This is a genomic window from Thiomicrorhabdus sp., assembly GCF_963662555.1.
Taxonomy (GTDB): domain Bacteria; phylum Pseudomonadota; class Gammaproteobacteria; order Thiomicrospirales; family Thiomicrospiraceae; genus Thiomicrorhabdus.
Genome location: NZ_OY759719.1, coordinates 2,240,800 through 2,259,683, shown reverse-complemented (window position 1 = coordinate 2,259,683; position 18,884 = coordinate 2,240,800). Strand labels below are relative to the sequence as shown.

The window sequence follows — 18,884 nt, the reverse complement described above, 5'->3', positions numbered from 1 at the left end:
GAGATAAATAATGTTAGACGCAAAGCTATTACGAACGGATTTAGAAACGGTTGCCCAAAAATTAAAAACACGTGGATTTGAACTCGATACCGCTCAAATTCAAACGTTAGAAGCTCAGCGAAAAGAGCTGCAATCCAAAGCCCAAGATTTACAAGCTGAACGTAATAGCCGCTCAAAAGGTATTGGTAAAGCAAAAGCACAGGGCGAAGATATCGCACCGCTATTGGCAGAAGTTGAAAACCTAAAATCTCAATTAGAAACAGCAGAGCAAGCTTCGGTAGCCGTACAAGCTCAAATTGAAGAGATTTATGCAGGTATTCCAAATTTACCGCATGAATCAGTGCCTGTCGGTTTAAGTGAAGATGACAATGTTGAAATCCGTAAATGGGGTGAGCCAAAATCTTTTGCTTTTGAGGTAAAAGATCACGTAGAACTTTCTGAACAGCGTGGCTGGTATGATAACGATGCCGCTGTAAAAGTGACATCAGGTCGTTTCTCTGTACTTAAAGGGCCAATGGCTAAGTTACAACGTGCTTTAACGCAGTTTATGTTAGATACCCATTCAGAAAGTGGTTATGAAGAAGTCTACGTACCTTATTTGGTTAACCAAGACAGTTTGCGTGGTACGGGTCAGTTACCAAAATTTGAAGCTGATTTATATAAAATCAGTAAGAATGACGAACATGATACCAATGACCGTGATTTGTATTTAATTCCAACTGCGGAAGTACCCATTACTAACTTAGTGCGTGATGAAATTATTGATGAAGCAGACTTGCCAATCCGCATGGTAGGGCATACACCATGTTTCCGTTCAGAGGCGGGTTCTTATGGACGTGATACCCGTGGTTTAATTCGTCAGCACCAGTTTGAAAAAGTAGAGATGGTACAGGTTGTTCATCCAGAAACATCTCATCAAGCGTTAGAAGACCTAACCGGACATGCTGAAAAGATTCTACAAAAATTAGAACTGCCTTATCGTGTTATGAGTTTATGTACTGGCGATATTGGTTTCTCATCAGCCAAAACCTACGACTTAGAAGTCTGGTTGCCAGGTCAGCAAGCGTATAGAGAAATCTCATCTTGTTCTAATTTTGAAGACTTTCAAGCACGTCGTTTAATGGCTCGTTACCGTTCAGGTGAAGGCAAACCACAACTGGTACATACTTTAAATGGTTCTGGTTTAGCGGTAGGGCGTACTTTGGTTGCGGTACTAGAAAACTATCAGAATGAAGATGGTTCTATCACTGTTCCAACGGTACTACGTTCATATCTTGGTGGTGTTGAGGTTTTATAACTCGCATTTTAAAAATAAAACTTCAAGTCGACATAAATAGATTAATTAAATAACCGATTAATATAAATGTATAGCCTTACCTTTTCGCGATGAAAAGGGAGGCTATCCCTATTGGTAAATTGCCTTAAGAAAACACGGGCTGTGGTTGAGCAGTTGGATTCATGTACTCAATTATTTCTTAGGTAAAAGGGAAGCCATCAAGTGAATACACCAGAAATACCTGAATTTAAGTACTCAGACAAAAAAGTTGATCAGTTACTGACTGACTATTTGTATTCACACGCCTATGGAACCGTTTTTATTCATACGGTATTTGGTTTATTAGTTGCAGCAACTTTCTTTGGTAAAGTTGATTCGACCTTGCTTGGCTTATGGCTGGGGGTGTTGCTAGTCAATATGCTTGTCAGGTTTACATTTATCCGTATTTGGTTAAATGCCACCACTGTGCAAAGAAATAAGTCTTGGATGAGGAATATGGCGCTCGGAACATCCCTTACAAGTGGTGTTTTATGGGCGGCTTCTGTTGTTTTCTTAGATTTTCACAACTTACCATTTGAATCCTTAGCCCTAAGTTTAATGGTGATGTCTTTAGCGGCAAGTGCCGCGATGTATTCTGCATTTTTTATTCCTGCCTTTTATCTTTCTGTGGTGCCTTATATTGGCAGTTATCTCATTTACAACTTACTGCAGTTTAGCTTTGTATCTATGATTATTAGCATCGTGCTCATGGTCTTTGGGGTTATGTTGTATGGTCAAGTAAACCGTTTGCATCAAACGCATAAGCAAAATATTATTCAAACATTAAAAAATGAATTTTTAATCGCCAACCTTAAGGAAGCCAATCTTAAATTAGAAGAAACTTCCACAACAGATTTTTTAACGAAGGTTTTAAACAGACGTTCGTTCGATGAAATTTTGAACAAAGCTTGGGATGTGCACAAAAAAAATCAGCAACCGATTAGTTTAATCATGTGTGATATTGATAACTTTAAAGATTTTAATGATACTTTTGGGCATAAAATTGGAGATGAAGTATTAGTGAGGGTTGCAAATAACATCAAGCAACAGATTCGGCCAGAAGATGCTCTGTTTCGTTATGGAGGAGAGGAATTTGTGATTACGCTTCATAATACAAATCTCGATGAAGCATTGATCATTGCTGAAAGGATTCGTAACAATATCATGAATGACCAAATTGAAATTGATGGGGGAGAACAGTCGATAACATTGAGTTTAGGAGTGAGTTCTAAAGTACCTGTCAATGGTTTCAGTGCTTCTGATTTATTGCATGAATCTGACAATATGTTGTTTGAAAGTAAACGAAATGGACGAAATAGAGTGACGTCCGTCACGCAACTGAGTTAATAATGTCCAGACAGTGCTTTACAGACAAGACCCTCACCAGCCTAAAGCGCATGATGTGTATTGGTGATAGTTAACCGGTTTTAAATTAATTAAATGTAAATAAATGCGTTTCAAAATCTACTATTTTTCCATCTTTGATTTGTAGCCCTTCGGATTCTAATAACGCTGTTTTTTTATCTATACCAAAAGCATAGTTGCCAAGTGCCCCATTAGCGTTAACCACTCTATGGCAAGGTACAATAATTGGGTTTGGATTTGCTGCCATGGCATTGCCAACAGCTTGATAGGCTTTGGTACCAAGAGCTTCAGCCATTGCTTTATAAGTGGTGATTTTGCCTTTTGGAATTAGCATCAGTAGGGTATAACATTGCTCATTAAAAGGTAACGTATTGTTTTTTATCTGTTTTGTCATGGGTAAAATACCAGGCCTGGTTGTTTGATTCTATTTTACAAAAAAAAAGACAAAAAACTTAATAAAACGCCTTGCAAAAATCCCTCAGACCTCTATAATACGCCACATCAAAACATGGTGGACTGGCTGAGCGGTTGAAGGCGGCGGTCTTGAAAACCGTTGTAGGTTTGTAGCCTACCTGGGGTTCGAATCCCTAGTCCACCGCCATATTTTGAAAAAAGCTCGTACTTAGTACGGGCTTTTTTTTTGCCTAAAATAAGGTTGCAAGCAATCTTCATCTGTTGGTTGTTAATGAATAATGATAGTAGATAGGGTGTTTGATTAAGTTAAAACTTTTACCGTTGAAAAGAGATGGCAGTCGCTTATAAACTAAAAAGCCCATATCGTTTTAATTATATGGGCTATAAGATAGTACAGAATTTTAATGCTAAACGAATTTATTTAGCTTTATAACTATACGGTTGTGGCTCTTTAGGCTGATTAGCTAATTTTTTTACCGATGATTGCATTTCTACAATCTGTTTTTGTAAAGCGCTTTGTTGAAGCTGTAAGTTTTTAAGTTCATTCAAAATTGTGTCATTGTTGGAATGACTTATCTTGTTATCTTTTAAACCAATTTTTGCTTCAATCTCTTTTAATGTTTTAGTTTGCTGTCTTACTATCCAGCTAATGTCATTCAGTTTTTTCGCGTCGTCTTTATTTAGTCCACTGCTGGTTGTGTGATGAGTTTGCGTTTGTAGTGCATTTTGAGCGGCTAATAGCTTTTCAATTAACGCTTTTAACTCTTTGTACTCTTCTTGTGAGAGCGTTACTAGATTAGTGTGTTCTTCCGTTGGAAGGTTAGCTTTAGCTAGTGCCGTTAATTCTTTAGTATGAGTTTTATCATTTGTCTTGTCATCTGTCTTGTCATGTGTCTGCAAAGCGGTAGCGTTGCTCTTTTCTTTATCTGTAGGCACTGTTTTTTCAGATTCATTTTTAGTGTCGATGACGTCTGAATGATCTTCTGAATTTTCTATTTTATGAATACTTACTGCAGTTTTGCCATGAGTTGCGGTTGATTGAGATACTTTTTGAGTAAGAATTTCAATTACAGATGCTAACTCATCCATTTTGAGAGTGACTTTTTTATCGAGCAGAGTGTTTTCTGTTGAAACCATATCCAAGACGTCTCCTTTAAATTGAGCTTCTTGCTTTTGTATGGCATACATCAAATAACCTATTGCTCCAAGAGCGATCAAGCTAAAGGTAATTGAAGTGATGAGCATAATTGTGAAATTGCCCTTAATAGATTCAATTTCTTTATTGGCGTTACGAACAGCTTGACGCCAATTGAAGTTTGATTCACTAAGTTCTAAAGTCTGCTCTTTAAGAATTTCTGCTTGTTTGATTGCCGTTTTGGCAGCTAAATGACTTTGTTTGGCTGCTTCTTGGGCTGTTTTTGAGGTTTCAAGGGCTAATAAATTGGCATCGGCTGATGCTTTATTATTAGCTTTATCAATTTGTTGTTTTTGATTTGCCGATTGTTCAGAAGCTGACTCTAACTCTTGAGTCGATTGTTCTAGCTGTTCAACTTCTTCTAGTAGGTCGTCCATAATATCGCTCATAGAAAAGGCCTATTCTGCTTTAAGTTCTGTAATTCTAGCTCTAATGCTGTCATTCACAGATTTTAATTGAGTATTTTTTTCTTGAATTTCAGCAAGTCGTGAAGCAATTTCATCACTTGTTTGATTGGTATTTAAGCTAGATAAATCTACACTATAACCTGCTTTTTTAGCCGCTTCAAAAGCTCGTTCAGCCGCTGCAAAAGTAGCTTCAATTGCTTGTTGGGTTTTTTCTGCAGAAGCTTGTGCTTGCTCAGAGGTTGCAATGGCAAGTTGAGTCGCTTCATGAGCAGTTGTTTTAACTTGCTGAGCAATTTCTTGAATAGATTGATCTATATTTATGGCTTCTTCCATTGCTGCAACTGAATGGCCTGCTTGATCAATTAAGGCGATATCTTCACTGTTTTGGTTTTCAGTCACAGCTTCTTGTTCATTTGCTATGTCATCTTCTTCTGGCTGATGAACTTCCGGCTCTGCTTCCAGTTCAGTAGTTGTTTCTTCAATATCCAGGTTTGCCATAGAATCAAGATTTTCGATTTCATCTAAAGCATCTAAATCATCTAAGCCATCATTGGATTCAATATCGTTCAGTAGGGTGTCTTCTGTAACTGGTGCTTGCTCTGTTTCTTCAATGTCAGCTGGGATATCATCAGCCGTCATTTCTACATCATTTAAGCCATCTAAATCTTGTAAGTCTTCTAACTCTTCTAAATCAATATCAGCAGTTTCATCAATATTGTCTAAATCATCCATGTTTAAATCTTCAAGATCTAAATCATCAAGATTATCTAAATCAGCTGCAACAGAGTTTAAATCATCTACTTCTGAATCTGATGAATCGGTAGCTAAATTATCAAGGTTATCCATGTCTAGATTATCTATGTCAATATTATCTAAATCAGCCATCTCAGCAGTTGGATTTTGTACTTCAACTTCTGTTTCAACTTCATCAGAGACCTGAGCCATTAAAGAGTCAAGGTCGTCCATGTCGATTCCTAGGTCTTCAACAGAGTTTTCAATGTCATCATTTTTTGTTGATTCGCCAGAGTCGACTTCAATTTCAGCTTCAGAATCCAATTCATCTAAGGCATTGAGTAATTCATCGGCATCAAAATTTTCTAAATCATCCAAAGAATCATCCGTGTTTTCACCTAAATCTCCCATCATCGATAACATCTCTTGGGTGGCTTTGTCGTCTTTTGTTAAATCTATCTCTGACATGGCGAGGTTTCCTATCCTTAAAAATTGACGCTAAAGTCATAAGTTATTGGTGACTTTGACTGTCTTGTAATCTTGATTATGCAGGTAAATAAGCATGTAGTATGCCATTGAGTGAATTAGGTTTTAATGAGGCTTTAGATAATGAAAAGACTTGGACAATCAAAATGCATTTCTTGTTGATTGATAGGGTGGGTAAAGGTTAACGTTTTAGCGTGTAGCATCAGTCTATTAGCTTGATTTAAGCTCGTAGGATCAGCATAAAGATTGTCGCCAAGTATAGGGTGACCAAGCGATTTCATATGTAGTCGAAGCTGGTGTGAACGTCCAGTAATAGGTGTTAACTCTACTAAAAAACGGTCATTGGCTTGGGTAAGAATTTGCCAAAAGGTTTGTGCTCCCTTACCTTGCTTGAAATCAATCATTTGTAGAGGTCGTTTTTCCCAATCACAACGCATAGGTAGGTTTATATGTCCTGATTGTAAGCTTGGTTTACCACTACAAATGGCATGATAGGTTTTTTTAGTTTGACGGTCTTGAAATTGACGGCTTAGGTGTTTGTGAACCTCTGCAGAGCGTGCTAATACCATTAATCCAGAGGTGTCCATATCTAAACGGTGAACAATCTTAATATCTGGGTAAAGGTTTTCTAGGTGTGAAGCTAAACACTCTTGTTTATCGGGGCCTCTACCAGGAACAGAAAGTAAACCACTCGGTTTATTTACAACGACTATATGATCATCGGCGTAGAGAATCCAGTCAGTATGAAATGTGAATTGTAATGGCGGGGCAGATGGCAAAGAGTGCATTTTTTAAGTGAGCCTTGTAAACTAATGGGCTTATTTTATACGAATGTTTCTTGCAGAAGAAAAAAGGTGTGTCTCTGATGAGTAAAGTCTCAGTTTTGTTTGTTTGTCTTGGCAATATTTGCCGTTCCCCAACTGCTCATGCGGTATTTAGAAATATGGTTCAAAATCAGGGGTTAGAAGATTTGATTGAAATTGATTCAGCAGGAACTGCTGCTTATCATATTGGAAAACATCCAGATGCTCGATCGATGCAAACAGCAAGAGATAGAGGGATTGAAATGTTGGATTTACGAGCCAGAAAAGTCGATTTTGGTGATTTTTATCAATATGACTATATTTTAGCGATGGACGATGAAAATTATCATAATTTATTGGATATGGCTCTACCAGAGCATCACGACAAAATTCAAATGTTTTTAGATTACACTCAAGACTACTCTGAAAGAGAAGTGCCTGATCCATATTATGGAGGAGCTCAAGGGTTTGAACATGTGTTTGATTTAGTAGATTCGGCTTCAGAAGGTTTGCTTAATCATATTAAGCAAAAGCATTTATCTTAATTTACCAGGCCTGGTAAATTTGTAGGGTTGATAAAAAATTTAATAGAAATAACCTGAAAAGAAATATCCTGAAATTTAGGTAATAAAAAAGCACCCAAAACTGACGTTAAGAGTGCTTTTTTGTAGGTGTCATCTAGAAGAGATTATTCTTCAGATGCTTCTACTTTTGTTTCAGTTTTCGGTGCTGAATTTTCAGCTTCATCTGAAGACTCTTTTTTAGAACGAGGCCCGGACGGACGAGGACGACGAGTACGTGGACGTCTTCTTTGTCTTGGCTTTTCTTCATTCTCAGAAGAATCGTCTGATTTTTCCGCCGTTTGCTCTGAATCTACTTTGTTCTCTGTATCTGAGTCAGAAGTTGACTCAGGTGCAGATTTAGGGGTTGATTCAGTTGATTCTACCGTTTCTGCTGAAATTGCTTCAACGGTTGGTGTTTGAGCTTCTGTGCTTTCAACGGAAACAGAATCAGAGTTTTCAACAGGTTTTACAGTCTCTTGAACTGGTGTTTCTATAACTGAGTTTTCAGTTTGAACGTTGTCTGCTGGAGTCTCTAATTTTTTATCTGCGTCAGCTTCTTTAGAAGCATGTTCTGAACCAGGAGCTGGCGACTCAATAGATAATTCAGCAGCACCAGCAGGTGCACGTCTACGGCTGTTGTAACTACGGCTGTTGTAACGGCTGCGTCGACGTTGACCATTGTTGCGGCCTTTTTTATCTTTGTTGTCTGTTGTAGATTTATCTTCAGCAGCATTTTTGTTTTGATCGTTAGTGCTTTCAGTAGAATCCACCGTTGAAGCGTTCTTATTTATTGCTTCATCATTTACAGTGGTTTCTTCATCACGATTACGACGGTTACGATTATTGCGACGTGGTTTACGCGTTTTATCCGATTGAGGCTGAGTAGATTGTTGTGTTTCTACTTCATTTTCTTCTGGACGATTATTGCGTGGTTTTTTATTGTCTGAACGGTTTTCGTCGTTGCGAGCATTACGATTACGGTTTCGGTTGTTACGATTGTCATTACGACCTTCACCGTTGTTGTTACGACGACGGTTATTGTTATTTTTACGCGGATTACGCGGACGAGGTTTGATTTCTTCCTCTTCAGCTTCGTCTTTGCTAAATAACGCTTTCCATACACGTGCAAACAAACCTGGTTTTTGTTCAGTTGTTGCAGCTGATGGTGCGGCAGACTGTGCAGTTTGTGGAGGAGCTGTTTGCTGGATGTTTTGAACCGCAGGCTCTTCTTTTGGTGCTTGTTTAGCTGGTTCTGCAGAGAAGTCTAACTCTGGCATTGAGAACTCTTTAATCTCATAACTTGCGTTTTGAGGAGATTCTTCACCAATTCGAGTACGTTCCATAATGTACTGCGGTGTTTCTAAGTGCTCGTTAGGAACAATCATAATATGCAGGCTGTGACGGTCTTCAACTTTGGTAAGTTGGTTACGTTTCTCATTCAATAAGAAAGTCGCCACATCAACTGGAAGTTGAACAGTCACTCTTCGGGTGTTCTCTTTCATGCTCTCTTCTTCAAGCAGACGCAAGATAGATAAACCAAGAGATTCAACCCCACGAATAACACCAACACCGTGACAGCGTGGGCAGACAATCTGGGTAGATTCTTCAATAGAAGGACGAAGTCTCTGACGAGACATCTCCAGTAAACCAAAACGAGAAATCTTACCAATTTGCACACGTGCACGGTCTGACTTAACGGCTTCTCGTATCTTATTTTCAACTTCACGTTGGTGTCTGTTTGAGTGCATATCAATAAAGTCGATAACCACTAAACCACCTAAATCACGTAAACGTAATTGACGTGCGATTTCACAAGCCGCTTCCATATTGGTATTGAAAGCAGTGTCTTCAATATCGGTACCTTTGGTAGCTCGGCTTGAGTTGATATCAATGGCGGTTAACGCTTCGGTAATATCAATAACAATTGACCCACCAGAAGGTAGAGTTACTTCACGTTGATAAGCAGATTCTATTTGCGATTCAATTTGGAAACGAGTGAACAGCGGAATAGTATCTTGATAAGGTTTAACTTTATAAACCTGTTGTGGCATAACGTGTTGAATGAAATCACGAGCTTTATGGAAAACTTCCATATTATCGATAATTATTTCACCAATATCCTGGCGTAAATAATCACGAATTGCCAAGATAACAATGTCTGATTCTTGGTGAATTAAGAAAGGTGCTTCTTTTTCAACAGAGGCGGTTTTGATCGCATCCCAAAGCTGAATTAGGTAGTTTACACCCCATTGCAGTTCTTCGGTATTTTTGCCAACACCAGCGGTACGGATAATTAATCCCATACCTTCAGGTGTTTCTAAATCACGAAGGTTATCACGAATATCGCTACGCTCATCACCTTCAATGCGACGAGAAATACCACCTGCTTTAGGGTTGTTTGGCATCATCACCACATAAGGACCCGCTAAGGTAATTTGTGTTGATAAGGCTGCACCTTTATTGCCACGTTCTTCTTTTTGAACTTGAACAATAATTTCTTGACCTTCTTTTAGCACATCTTTAATGCTAAAACGACCAGATTCTGGTTTTTGGTCAGGGTAGTATTCGTCGGCAACTTCTTTGAATGGTAAAAATCCGTGACGCTCAGCACCGTAGTCAACAAACGCGGCTTCTAAGCTTGGTTCTATTCGGGTGATTTTACCTTTGTAAATATTGGCTTTTTTCTTTTGGTGGTGTGGGGTTTCCACATCTAGATCGTAGAGGGTTTGACCATCTACTAGGGCAATACGAGTCTCTTCTGCTTGAGTCGCATTGATTAGCATTCTTTTCATGCTCTTCTCTTTATGGTTGAGCTGAGCGACATTTTAAATAGACGAGTGCTAACGAGTGGTTTTACCAGGCCTGGTGAAAGTGTTTAGGCGAGTTGTTTCACAAATGGATTTAAATTTAAGTGGTTAGGCATAATTTAGCCAACTTCATTGTTGGTGCTCTAACTCTGGTGTTATATTTTTAAATCCGGTGTTTAAGAGTTAATGCCGTATTGCAGTAACGTGATTTCATCGTGTTTTGTGTAACATTTTTATCGAGCAAATTGGTGTTTGTTATTGTTTATTGTGGCCAATTTGCTCTAGCCAACAGGTAATATGTTTACCTGAATTTAAAATCCTCTTTCAGCCGGTATTGCTCGTGTCGTTTAAATAGTGTCTTAAGGCTGGTTGTTCTTATTGTTGAGGTTTTTGACCTAATAAGAAGAAAATTTTGCACTGCACTTTTAAACTTCGCTTTATAGCTAAGGTACTTAATGAATTTGAATTTTTTCTCATTTCACTAAGTGGGCTGTTATGTATCGTCTTGTATCTAAAAATGTATGGCTCAGAGTTTTTCTAAATCTGACCGTGGCAAAATAATGCCTAAGCAATTACCTTGAATACAGTCGCTGTAAAAATTCTTGCACTTAATCGAGTGCTACGAGTTCATCACTTAAAAATATAAGCTCGGCAAATATATCACTCATTTTGTTAGTTGGCAATGACAACTTTGTTATATACGAGTAAACTGTGCCGCAATTGGTTAAGATGACGTTTTTGGTTTATTGATTTGCTTTCAATTTAAGTCTCTGTTGTTATAAATTTATTAATGGTTAGTTAGTATTGGTTAGGTTATGAGTGCAAAAGTACAACTGGTAGATGTGGGAACTGAAGACGCTGGTCAGCGATTAGATAATTTTCTAATGCGCCATCTTCGTAAAGCACCTAAAACCCTGATTTACCGAATTATTCGTAAAGGAGAAGTGCGAGTAAATAAAGGTCGAGCCAAAGCTAGTACACGTTTAGAGGCGGGTGATATTGTTAGAATACCACCAGTTAAAGTACCAGAGAAAATTGAAGTTTTAGATTCAGATATTCCTGTGGCACAGCTAAGACGTATAGAAGAGAGTATTTTGTACGAAGATAATGACTTGATGGTGGTTAATAAACCTTCAGGTGTTGCAGTGCATGGCGGTGGCGGTATTAACTGGGGTTTGATTGAAGTGGTTAGAGTGCTTCGTCCTTTGGCTAAACGTTTAGAGTTGGTGCACAGGATTGATAGAGATACTTCTGGCTGCCTGTTGATTGCCAAAAAAGCTTCAGTTTTAAAACATTTACATGCTCAAATTCGTGCGGATCAATTTGATAAACGCTACTTAGCTATTGTGATGGGGACTTGGCCTAAGAATAAACAGAAGATTGACTTACCACTGCGTAAAGATCATTTGCCTGACGGTGGTTGGCATGTGAATGTGGCAAAAGATGGCAAGCAGGCAATTAGTTATTTTAAAGTGCTGCAGCATCTAAAAGGAGCGGATTTAGTTTCGGTTAAATTAAAAACGGGTAGAACACACCAAATTAGAGTGCATGCCTTAGCTCAAGGCTGTGCTTTGATGGGGGATGATAAATATGGTGACCGAGAGGTTAATAAGAAATATCGCCCGTTAGGTATGAAACGTTTAGCTTTGCATGCCCAGTTTTTAGGTTTTACGCATCCAGTAACAGAAGAGAAAATGCTCTTCGAAGCACCTCTTTGGCCTGATTTTATTAAAATAATTGATGCCTTAACAATTAAATAAAGAAAATGTATAGAGTGTTTAGGTAACGCTTAAGCAACTTTAAATATATATAAACGGACTACATTTATGCAAAAATCCAAACAATATAAAGCTGTCATCTTTGATTGGGATGGTACTTTAATGAATTCTGAAGCCCGTATTGTTGATTCAATTCAAACGGCTGCTAGAGAGTGTGGTTTGCCAGTGCTACCGTATGATGAATCTAAACAGATTATTGGTTTAAGTTTAGAAAACGCTATATTGGGTTTGTATCCAAATTTAGATCAGTCAAAAGTGGTGGCAATGTCCGAGGCTTATACTCAATGCTTTTTAGAAGAAAGTAACATTGAGATGGTACCTTTTGATGGGGCGGAAGCACTCTTGCTTAATTTGAAACAACAAGGCGTTAAACTGGCTATTGCGACAGGTAAAAGCCGCAAAGGATTAACGGCAGTATTGGCAGAGACAGGCTTTGGAATCTACTTTGATATGACCAGAACTCCCGTTGAGTCAGCTTCTAAGCCTGATCCATTAATGTTGTCACAGATTTTACAGGAATTTAATCTTACTGCTGATCAAGCGGTAATGATTGGTGACACCTCATTTGATATGGAGATGGCTCAAAACATAAATATGGATAGAGTTGCTTTAAGTCACGGTGTGCATCAAGCTGAGGTGTTAAATGAATATGAACCTGTTGCAACGTTGGATTCGTTAAATGAATTAAATATGTGGTTAATGAATCATATTTAATATTTAGTGAGGTGTTATTGCAATTTACTACACCCCGAAAAAAAAAAGGGGGGGTAGAGGCCTGGTAAAACCTTTTGTAGCTTAAGACTAATGTCTTTAACGGTTCGTTTAGAAGGTTTATTGGTTTGGTTTTTGCGGTAACGCAAAGCCCATTTCATAAAAGATATCCGTTAATGCCATAAGAGGTAAGCCAATTAACGCATTTGGGTCTCTGCTGTCTATTTGTTTAAAAAGGGCTACACCCAACCCTTCTGATTTAAAGCTTCCCGCACACTTAAGTGGTTGCTCAATCTCGATATAGTTCCTAATGACTTCTTTAGATAAGTCTCTAAAGTGCACAATGGTTGTATCTAAGTATTCATAGGTTTTACCAGTTTGAGTATTGCTTACTACCAGGCCTGTAAAAAAAGTAATTTGGTGGTTACTAAAGCTTGTTAGTTGTTGAATGGCATTTTCTACAGTGTGCGGTTTACCAATGGGTTGGTTGTTAAATACGGCACATTGGTCAGAGCTAATAATAATGTGTTGTGGGTATTTATCTTTAAAGACTTTGGCTTTTTCATGTGCAAGTCTTAAAACCATCTCTTTTGGTGTCTCAGTTTTAAGTGGTGTCTCATCAATTTCTGGGGCATCTTGAATGAAAGGGATGTGCAACTTGTCTAGTAGTTGTTTTCTAAAGGGAGAGGTTGAGCCAAGAACAACTTGAGGTAATGTTTGCAATTTTGTCTCATTATTTTGATTTATATCCATGTTTTGGCTCAGTTTTTTGTTTTAATTGTCTTATGTTTAGGGTGTTTGTAACAGGTTGTTTTTAAGGTTAAAAGTCGTAAAACCGATGTTGAATATTTATCCTTGAAGCGTAACAAGCCTAAGCATTTAAAAAATATCCACTTTTTTACACTATTTACAGAGTTTTTTTTGACTTCTTAAGGCTGTCCGAGTATGATTCGCGCCTATGTTTAATAAGCTACCTGATTTCATTGATCCTATTTACTCGGTAAATCATAATAAACGATTTACTGGTCGAGTCAATCAAAGCCGCCTAAAACGCTTGGTTGAAGTGGTTAATGAAGCCGATCGAGAGGTCGATGTTCAGATAGAATTTTTTTATGATAAAGTGCTAAGATTTCCTGCCTTTACCATGAAATTAGAAACCAGTTTGAATTTGCAATGTCAGCGTTCTTTGGAATCATTTGACTTGCCTGTAGCCACTGAAATGAAAGGTGTGTTTACAGAAACGCTGGCGTTAACACAAGATTTACCAGCAGATGTTGAAGTTTACGAGCTTGACGGTGAAAAAATCTCACTGTTTGAGTTAGTAGAAGAAGAACTTTTATTAACCGTGCCAATGGCTCCTGTTGATGAAAGTCGTTCTCTTCCTGAGTTTAAGGGGGCTTCACAAAAAACAGATGCTGAAAATCAGCAGGGTGATGTTGATGACACCACCCAAAAGCCGAATCCTTTTGCGATGTTGCAAGAGTTAAAGAAATAGAATTTAAGATTATAAACTTAGGAGATTGCCATGGCAGTTCAAAAAAGTCGTAAAACACCTTCAAGACGTGGTATGCGTCGTTCACATGATGCACTTGGTGCACCTGCGTTAACTGTAGATGAGACTACTGGTGAAGTTCACCGTCGTCACCACGTAACTGCAGACGGTTACTACAAAGGTAAAAAAGTAGTTCAAGATAAGGCGTAATATATCTTGGCTATTAAAATTGCCATTGATGCAATGGGCGGTGACCACGGTCTAGTGGTCACAGTTCCTGCTTCAATAGATGCTCTCAATGCATATCCTGATCTTCACATTGTTTTAGTTGGCCAACAATCTTTGATTGAAGCTGAGCTAGCCAAACATCAATATGATGCCTCTCGTATTACCATTCAACATGCTGACCAAGTTGTTGAAATGGATGATTTACCTTCCAAAGCTTTAAGAAATAAACGTCAATCGTCAATGCGTATCGCCCTAAACTTAGTTAAGGATGATGAAGCTCAAGCGTGCGTCAGTGCAGGTAATACCGGTGCTTTAATGGCTGTGGCCAAATTTGTTCTTAAGACTATTCCAGGAATTGATCGCCCAGCAATTTGTACATCAATGCCAACCATGAAAGGTCATGTTCATGTTTTAGATTTGGGTGCAAATGTTGGTTGTACGGGTGAAAACTTAATGCAGTTTGCTCTAATGGGTTCGGTTCTGACTCAGGCGGTAGATGACAATCCACATCCACGTGTTGGCTTACTTAATATTGGTGAAGAAGAGATTAAGGGTCATCAGCGAATTAAGGATGCACACCAACTTTTAAATGGTACTTCTATTAACTATATTGGTTATGTGGAAGGCGATGACATTTATAAAGGTGATACGGATGTTGTGGCGTGTGATGGGTTTGACGGCAATATTGCTCTGAAAGCCAGTGAAGGTGTGGCAAAGATGATTTCTTTTTATCTAAAAGAGGCATTTACAAAAAACTTGTTAACCAAGTTAGTTGCTATTATTGCTTACCCAGTTTTAAAGTCTTTTAAAAGCAAAGTTGACCCACGTCGTTATAACGGAGCTTCATTGTTAGGGCTTCGTAAAATAGTAATTAAAAGTCATGGTGGTGCAGACCAGTTTTCATTTTTTCATGCAATAACTGAAGCACGATTAGAAGTAATCAAAAACGTTCCTGAGTTAATTTCTGCAGAGGTTTCTCACTTTTTAGAAAACCAAACTAAGCAAACAGAAACTCACTCATAATCTAAAGACGGCGTGTTAATTTGCCAAAATTTAAGTTGAATTTTGGTGACTTAACCCCGTCTTTTGTTGTATTGTTACCAGTTACGTTGACTGTTTAAGCAGATAATAAAAATATGAATCAAAAAATATACAGCCGTATTATTGGTACGGGCGGCTACCTACCAGAAAAGATCCTAACGAATAAAGACCTAGAAAATATGGTCGAGACTAGCGATGAGTGGATTCGTGAGCGTACAGGTATTGAGCAGCGACATATTGCAGCAGATGGTCAAACGACTTGTGATTTAGCTGAACAAGCTTCATTAAGAGCGATTGATATGGCTGGGATTGATGCGAACACAATTGATTTAATTGTTGTTGCCACGACGACACCAGATAAAATCTTTCCAAGTACAGCATGTCTTCTTCAAAGCCGACTAAATATCCATGGTTGTCCAGCATTTGATGTGCAAGCCGTTTGTTCTGGTTTTGTGTATGCATTAAGTGTGGCTGATCAGTTTGTTAAAACGGGGATGGCTAAAAGAGCTTTAGTAGTAGGTGCAGAAACCTTATCGCGCATAACTGACTGGTCTGATCGCAATACCTGTGTCTTATTTGGTGATGGTGCTGGTGCAGTTATATTAGAAGCTTCTGCTGAGGCGGGTATTTTATCCACTCATATTCATGCAGATGGACAATATGATGAGTTGCTTCATGTACCTTCTGGGCCTTCAAAATTGCCAACGACTGATGCTATTGCTGAGCGTTCGATGCAAATGAAAGGTAATGAAGTGTTTAAAATGGCTGTGAATACTTTAAGCCGAATTGCTTCAGAAACCTTAGAAGCCAACAATATGCAAAAAGAAGATATTGATTGGTTGGTACCTCACCAGGCCAACCTAAGAATTATTAAAGGTACAGCTAAAAAATTAAAGCTGACTGATAATCAAACCGTTGTTACTGTAAATAAACACGCAAATACATCGAGTGCCTCAGTGCCGTTAGCGTTAGATGAAGCGGTTCGAGATGGTCGTATTCAGCGAGGCCAAACCTTGTTATTAGAAGCTTTTGGTGGCGGTTTTACATGGGGTTCTGCCTTAATTAAGTATTGATTTATTAATCACTGCTATCTGCTATGGTTTGTTTTATAAGCCTGGCAAGAATTGTGCAGTGATTGTTGAGCCGGTTAGTTTTATTGCTTTGCTGGCTTGAAAAAGAATAAGAAGTCATAAGAAGTAATAGGAATTTAAAATATGTCATATGCATTCGTTTTTCCAGGTCAAGGGTCGCAGTCAGTTGGGATGCTTGCGGAATTAGCAGAATCTCATTCTCAAGTTAATGAAGTGTTTGCTGAAGCCTCTGATGCTTTAGGTTACGATCTTTGGGATGTTGTACAAAATGACTCTGATGGTAAATTAAACCAAACAGATATTACTCAGCCAGCTATGTTAGCGTCTGGTATTGCCGTTTACCGCACTTTAACAGCTCAAAAAGATGTTGCTCCAGCATTTATGGCTGGCCACTCTTTAGGTGAATATACAGCCTTGGTTGCTAGTGGTGCTATGACTTTACAACAAGGTATCTCTTTAGTGGCATTACGCGGTCAGCTTATGCAATCTGCCGTGCCAGCAGGAGAAGGTGCTATGGCCGCAGTACTTGGTCTTGAAGATGCTCAGGTTGTTAGTGTTTGTGAGCAAGCTCAAGGTGTGGTTGAAGCAGTTAACTTCAATTCTCCAGGCCAGGTCGTTATTGCTGGTAATAAAGCCGCAGTCAATACCGCTATGGAACTAGCGACAGAAGCGGGTGCCTCAAGAGTTGTTCCATTACCTGTTAGTGTCCCTTCGCACTGCTCTTTAATGAAGCCTGCTGCCGAACAGTTAGCTTCAAAACTAGAAAGCGTTGATATTGTGATGCCTACAGTACCTGTTTTACACAATGTTAACTTTAAGCAGGCTACAACTCCTCAAGAAATTAAAGAGTTGTTGGTTCAGCAGTTGTATCGCCCCGTTCAATGGGTAGAAACTGTAAATGCAATGAAAGCTCAAGGTGTTGATTCATTATATGAATTGGGGCCAGGTAAAGTACTAATGGGATTGAATCGTCGTATTGATCGTAAAATGGGTATGCAACCAGTGTTTGACAATGCTTCGCTAGAAAAAGCACTAGCAAGTTTATAAACAACTTTATAAAATATCTAAAATTAATTTGAAGTAAAAAAGTTTTTCATTCGCTTTTTATATAAAACGAAATATAAAGCACGCAAAAAACAAGGTGGAAAAAATGTTAACAGGAAAAGTGGCTTTTGTAACAGGTGCAAGCCGTGGAATAGGTAAAGCCATTGCTTTAGATTTAGCTGCACAGGGTGCAACGGTGATTGGTACGGCAACTTCTGAAAATGGTGCCCAAGCAATCTCTGATTATTTGGCACAAGCCGGTGCTTTGGGTGCAGGTAAATGTCTAAATGTCACCAATGCAGAGGCCATTACTGAAGTATTAGCTGAAGTGACCAAAGAGTTTGGTGTGCCAACTATCTTAGTGAATAACGCTGGTATTACTCGTGACAACTTGTTGATGAGAATGAAAGACGAAGAGTGGGATGATATTATTCAAACTAACTTGAGCTCAGTTTATCGTATGAGTAAAGCTTGTTTACGCGGCATGATGAAAGCGAAAGGCGGTCGTATTATTAACATCGCATCCGTTGTTGGAGTTATGGGTAACGCTGGTCAAACTAACTATGCAGCAGCTAAGGCTGGGATTATTGGTTTTAGTAAGTCATTAGCACGTGAAGTGGGCGCCCGTAATATTACTGTAAATACTATTGCTCCTGGTTTTATTGATACAGACATGACTAAAGATTTACCTGAAGAACAAAGAGCGGCATTAACTGCTCAAATTCCATTACAAAGCCTTGGGCAACCAGAAGATATTGCTAGAGCCGTTACTTTTTTAGCGGGTGATGGTGGTTCATACATTACAGGCCAGACTTTAAATGTAAATGGTGGTATGTACATGGTATAAGCCAATCAAATGGCTTGTAAATCATAAGGTTATTATTTTTTTTGTAATTTGAACGTGATAGAAATCAACAAAAAAGCATTAAATGCTTGAAAATCTTGCAAGATAAGAGGAAAATACGTTCAAAATTTAAATCATTCATTTTTATCATAAAAAAACAAATTGGAGAATTCCATGAGCAGTATCGAAGATCGCGTAAAGAAAATCGTAGTTGAACAATTAGGTGTAGAGGAAGATCAAGTAACAGCAGATGCGTCTTTTGTTGATGACTTAGGTGCGGATTCTTTAGATACAGTTGAATTAGTAATGGCTCTAGAAGAAGAGTTTGATTGCGAAATTCCTGATGAAGAAGCTGAAAAAATCTCTACTCTAGCTCAAGCTACTTCTTACGTTGAAGCTAACCTGTAAGTTAGAACAAGTAATTGACTGAGTATCAGTCAAACGCTTAAAAAAGCCGTTTTTAACGGCTTTTTTTGTATTTAAATACAAAAAAAAGATATTGGTTAAACAGCCTTTTGAATATTTAAGTGAGATATTCACCTACGTCAAGAGATTGTGGTTTAAAGTA

18 protein-coding genes and 1 tRNA gene are annotated in these 18,884 nt (G+C 38.4%); 13 read left to right on the top strand and 6 right to left on the bottom strand.

The window, feature by feature from the left end; genetic code table 11:
• Window positions 1-10 precede the first annotated feature (10 nt).
• Window positions 11-1,297 (top strand): serine--tRNA ligase, encoded by a 1,287-nt coding sequence (gene serS / locus ACORJQ_RS10165; protein ID WP_321324221.1) that lies wholly within the window; start codon window positions 11-13, stop codon window positions 1,295-1,297.
• A gap of 201 nt (window positions 1,298-1,498) precedes the next feature.
• The gene (locus tag ACORJQ_RS10160; RefSeq protein WP_321324219.1) at window positions 1,499-2,662 is read left to right on the top strand and encodes a GGDEF domain-containing protein; all 1,164 of its coding nucleotides are present in this window, start codon (window positions 1,499-1,501) and stop codon (window positions 2,660-2,662) included.
• A gap of 85 nt (window positions 2,663-2,747) precedes the next feature.
• Here the strand turns inward: ACORJQ_RS10160 and ACORJQ_RS10155 are convergent, their stop codons facing one another.
• On the bottom strand, window positions 2,748-3,074 hold the full coding sequence (locus ACORJQ_RS10155; protein WP_321324217.1) for an MGMT family protein: 327 nt from the start codon (window positions 3,072-3,074) through the stop codon (window positions 2,748-2,750).
• Between the two features lie 116 nt (window positions 3,075-3,190).
• Here ACORJQ_RS10155 and ACORJQ_RS10150 point away from each other — a divergent pair.
• Window positions 3,191-3,281, top strand: a tRNA-Ser gene (locus ACORJQ_RS10150).
• 230 nt (window positions 3,282-3,511) lie between these two features.
• Here the strand turns inward: ACORJQ_RS10150 and ACORJQ_RS10145 are convergent.
• The 3 genes from ACORJQ_RS10145 to ACORJQ_RS10135 all read right to left on the bottom strand — a co-directional run bounded on the left by ACORJQ_RS10145 (window position 3,512) and on the right by ACORJQ_RS10135 (window position 6,702).
• Window positions 3,512-4,678, bottom strand: a complete 1,167-nt coding sequence (locus tag ACORJQ_RS10145) for a hypothetical protein (protein WP_321324216.1) — start codon at window positions 4,676-4,678, stop codon at window positions 3,512-3,514.
• A gap of 9 nt (window positions 4,679-4,687) precedes the next feature.
• Window positions 4,688-5,896 carry a hypothetical protein gene (locus tag ACORJQ_RS10140; RefSeq protein WP_321324213.1) on the bottom strand — a complete coding sequence of 403 codons (1,209 nt, stop codon included), beginning with the start codon at window positions 5,894-5,896 and terminating at the stop codon, window positions 4,688-4,690.
• A gap of 134 nt (window positions 5,897-6,030) precedes the next feature.
• Entirely contained in the window at window positions 6,031-6,702 is a 672-nt protein-coding gene (locus tag ACORJQ_RS10135) for an RluA family pseudouridine synthase (RefSeq protein WP_321324212.1), read from the bottom strand.
• Between the two features lie 77 nt (window positions 6,703-6,779).
• Here ACORJQ_RS10135 and ACORJQ_RS10130 point away from each other — a divergent pair, with 77 nt between their 5' ends.
• Window positions 6,780-7,262, top strand: coding sequence for a low molecular weight protein-tyrosine-phosphatase (locus ACORJQ_RS10130; RefSeq protein WP_321324210.1), 483 nt, complete (start codon window positions 6,780-6,782; stop codon window positions 7,260-7,262).
• 143 nt (window positions 7,263-7,405) lie between these two features.
• Here the strand turns inward: ACORJQ_RS10130 and rne are convergent, their stop codons facing one another.
• Window positions 7,406-10,072 (bottom strand): ribonuclease E, encoded by a 2,667-nt coding sequence (gene rne / locus ACORJQ_RS10125; protein ID WP_321324207.1) that lies wholly within the window; start codon window positions 10,070-10,072, stop codon window positions 7,406-7,408.
• Between the two features lie 830 nt (window positions 10,073-10,902).
• Here rne and ACORJQ_RS10120 point away from each other — a divergent pair.
• Together ACORJQ_RS10120 and ACORJQ_RS10115 are read left to right on the top strand one after the other, a co-directional pair.
• Window positions 10,903-11,847 carry an RluA family pseudouridine synthase gene (locus ACORJQ_RS10120; protein ID WP_321324205.1) on the top strand — a complete coding sequence of 315 codons (945 nt, stop codon included), beginning with the start codon at window positions 10,903-10,905 and terminating at the stop codon, window positions 11,845-11,847.
• 66 nt (window positions 11,848-11,913) lie between these two features.
• On the top strand, window positions 11,914-12,579 hold the full coding sequence (locus ACORJQ_RS10115) for an HAD family hydrolase (RefSeq protein WP_321324204.1): 666 nt from the start codon (window positions 11,914-11,916) through the stop codon (window positions 12,577-12,579).
• A 117-nt stretch (window positions 12,580-12,696) separates the two neighbouring features.
• Here the strand turns inward: ACORJQ_RS10115 and ACORJQ_RS10110 are convergent, their stop codons facing one another.
• A complete protein-coding gene (locus ACORJQ_RS10110; protein WP_321324202.1) occupies window positions 12,697-13,329 on the bottom strand; it encodes a Maf family protein in 633 nt (210 codons plus the stop codon).
• 205 nt (window positions 13,330-13,534) lie between these two features.
• Here ACORJQ_RS10110 and ACORJQ_RS10105 point away from each other — a divergent pair, with 205 nt between their 5' ends.
• The 7 genes from ACORJQ_RS10105 to acpP all read left to right on the top strand — a co-directional run bounded on the left by ACORJQ_RS10105 (window position 13,535) and on the right by acpP (window position 18,724).
• On the top strand, window positions 13,535-14,071 hold the full coding sequence (locus ACORJQ_RS10105; RefSeq protein WP_321324200.1) for a YceD family protein: 537 nt from the start codon (window positions 13,535-13,537) through the stop codon (window positions 14,069-14,071).
• Between the two features lie 30 nt (window positions 14,072-14,101).
• Window positions 14,102-14,278, top strand: a complete 177-nt coding sequence (gene rpmF, locus ACORJQ_RS10100) for a 50S ribosomal protein L32 (protein ID WP_321324198.1) — start codon at window positions 14,102-14,104, stop codon at window positions 14,276-14,278.
• A gap of 6 nt (window positions 14,279-14,284) precedes the next feature.
• Complete coding sequence (gene plsX / locus ACORJQ_RS10095) at window positions 14,285-15,319, top strand: phosphate acyltransferase PlsX (RefSeq protein WP_321324196.1); 1,035 nt, start codon at window positions 14,285-14,287, stop codon at window positions 15,317-15,319.
• 113 nt (window positions 15,320-15,432) lie between these two features.
• A complete protein-coding gene (locus ACORJQ_RS10090; RefSeq protein ID WP_321324195.1) occupies window positions 15,433-16,410 on the top strand; it encodes a beta-ketoacyl-ACP synthase III in 978 nt (325 codons plus the stop codon).
• A gap of 141 nt (window positions 16,411-16,551) precedes the next feature.
• Entirely contained in the window at window positions 16,552-17,475 is a 924-nt protein-coding gene (fabD, locus tag ACORJQ_RS10085) for an ACP S-malonyltransferase (RefSeq protein ID WP_321324193.1), read from the top strand.
• A 103-nt stretch (window positions 17,476-17,578) separates the two neighbouring features.
• Window positions 17,579-18,319 carry a 3-oxoacyl-ACP reductase FabG gene (fabG, locus tag ACORJQ_RS10080; protein ID WP_321324192.1) on the top strand — a complete coding sequence of 247 codons (741 nt, stop codon included), beginning with the start codon at window positions 17,579-17,581 and terminating at the stop codon, window positions 18,317-18,319.
• 171 nt (window positions 18,320-18,490) lie between these two features.
• Complete coding sequence (gene acpP / locus ACORJQ_RS10075; RefSeq protein ID WP_029407252.1) at window positions 18,491-18,724, top strand: acyl carrier protein; 234 nt, start codon at window positions 18,491-18,493, stop codon at window positions 18,722-18,724.
• The last annotated feature ends 160 nt before the right edge of the window (window positions 18,725-18,884 follow it).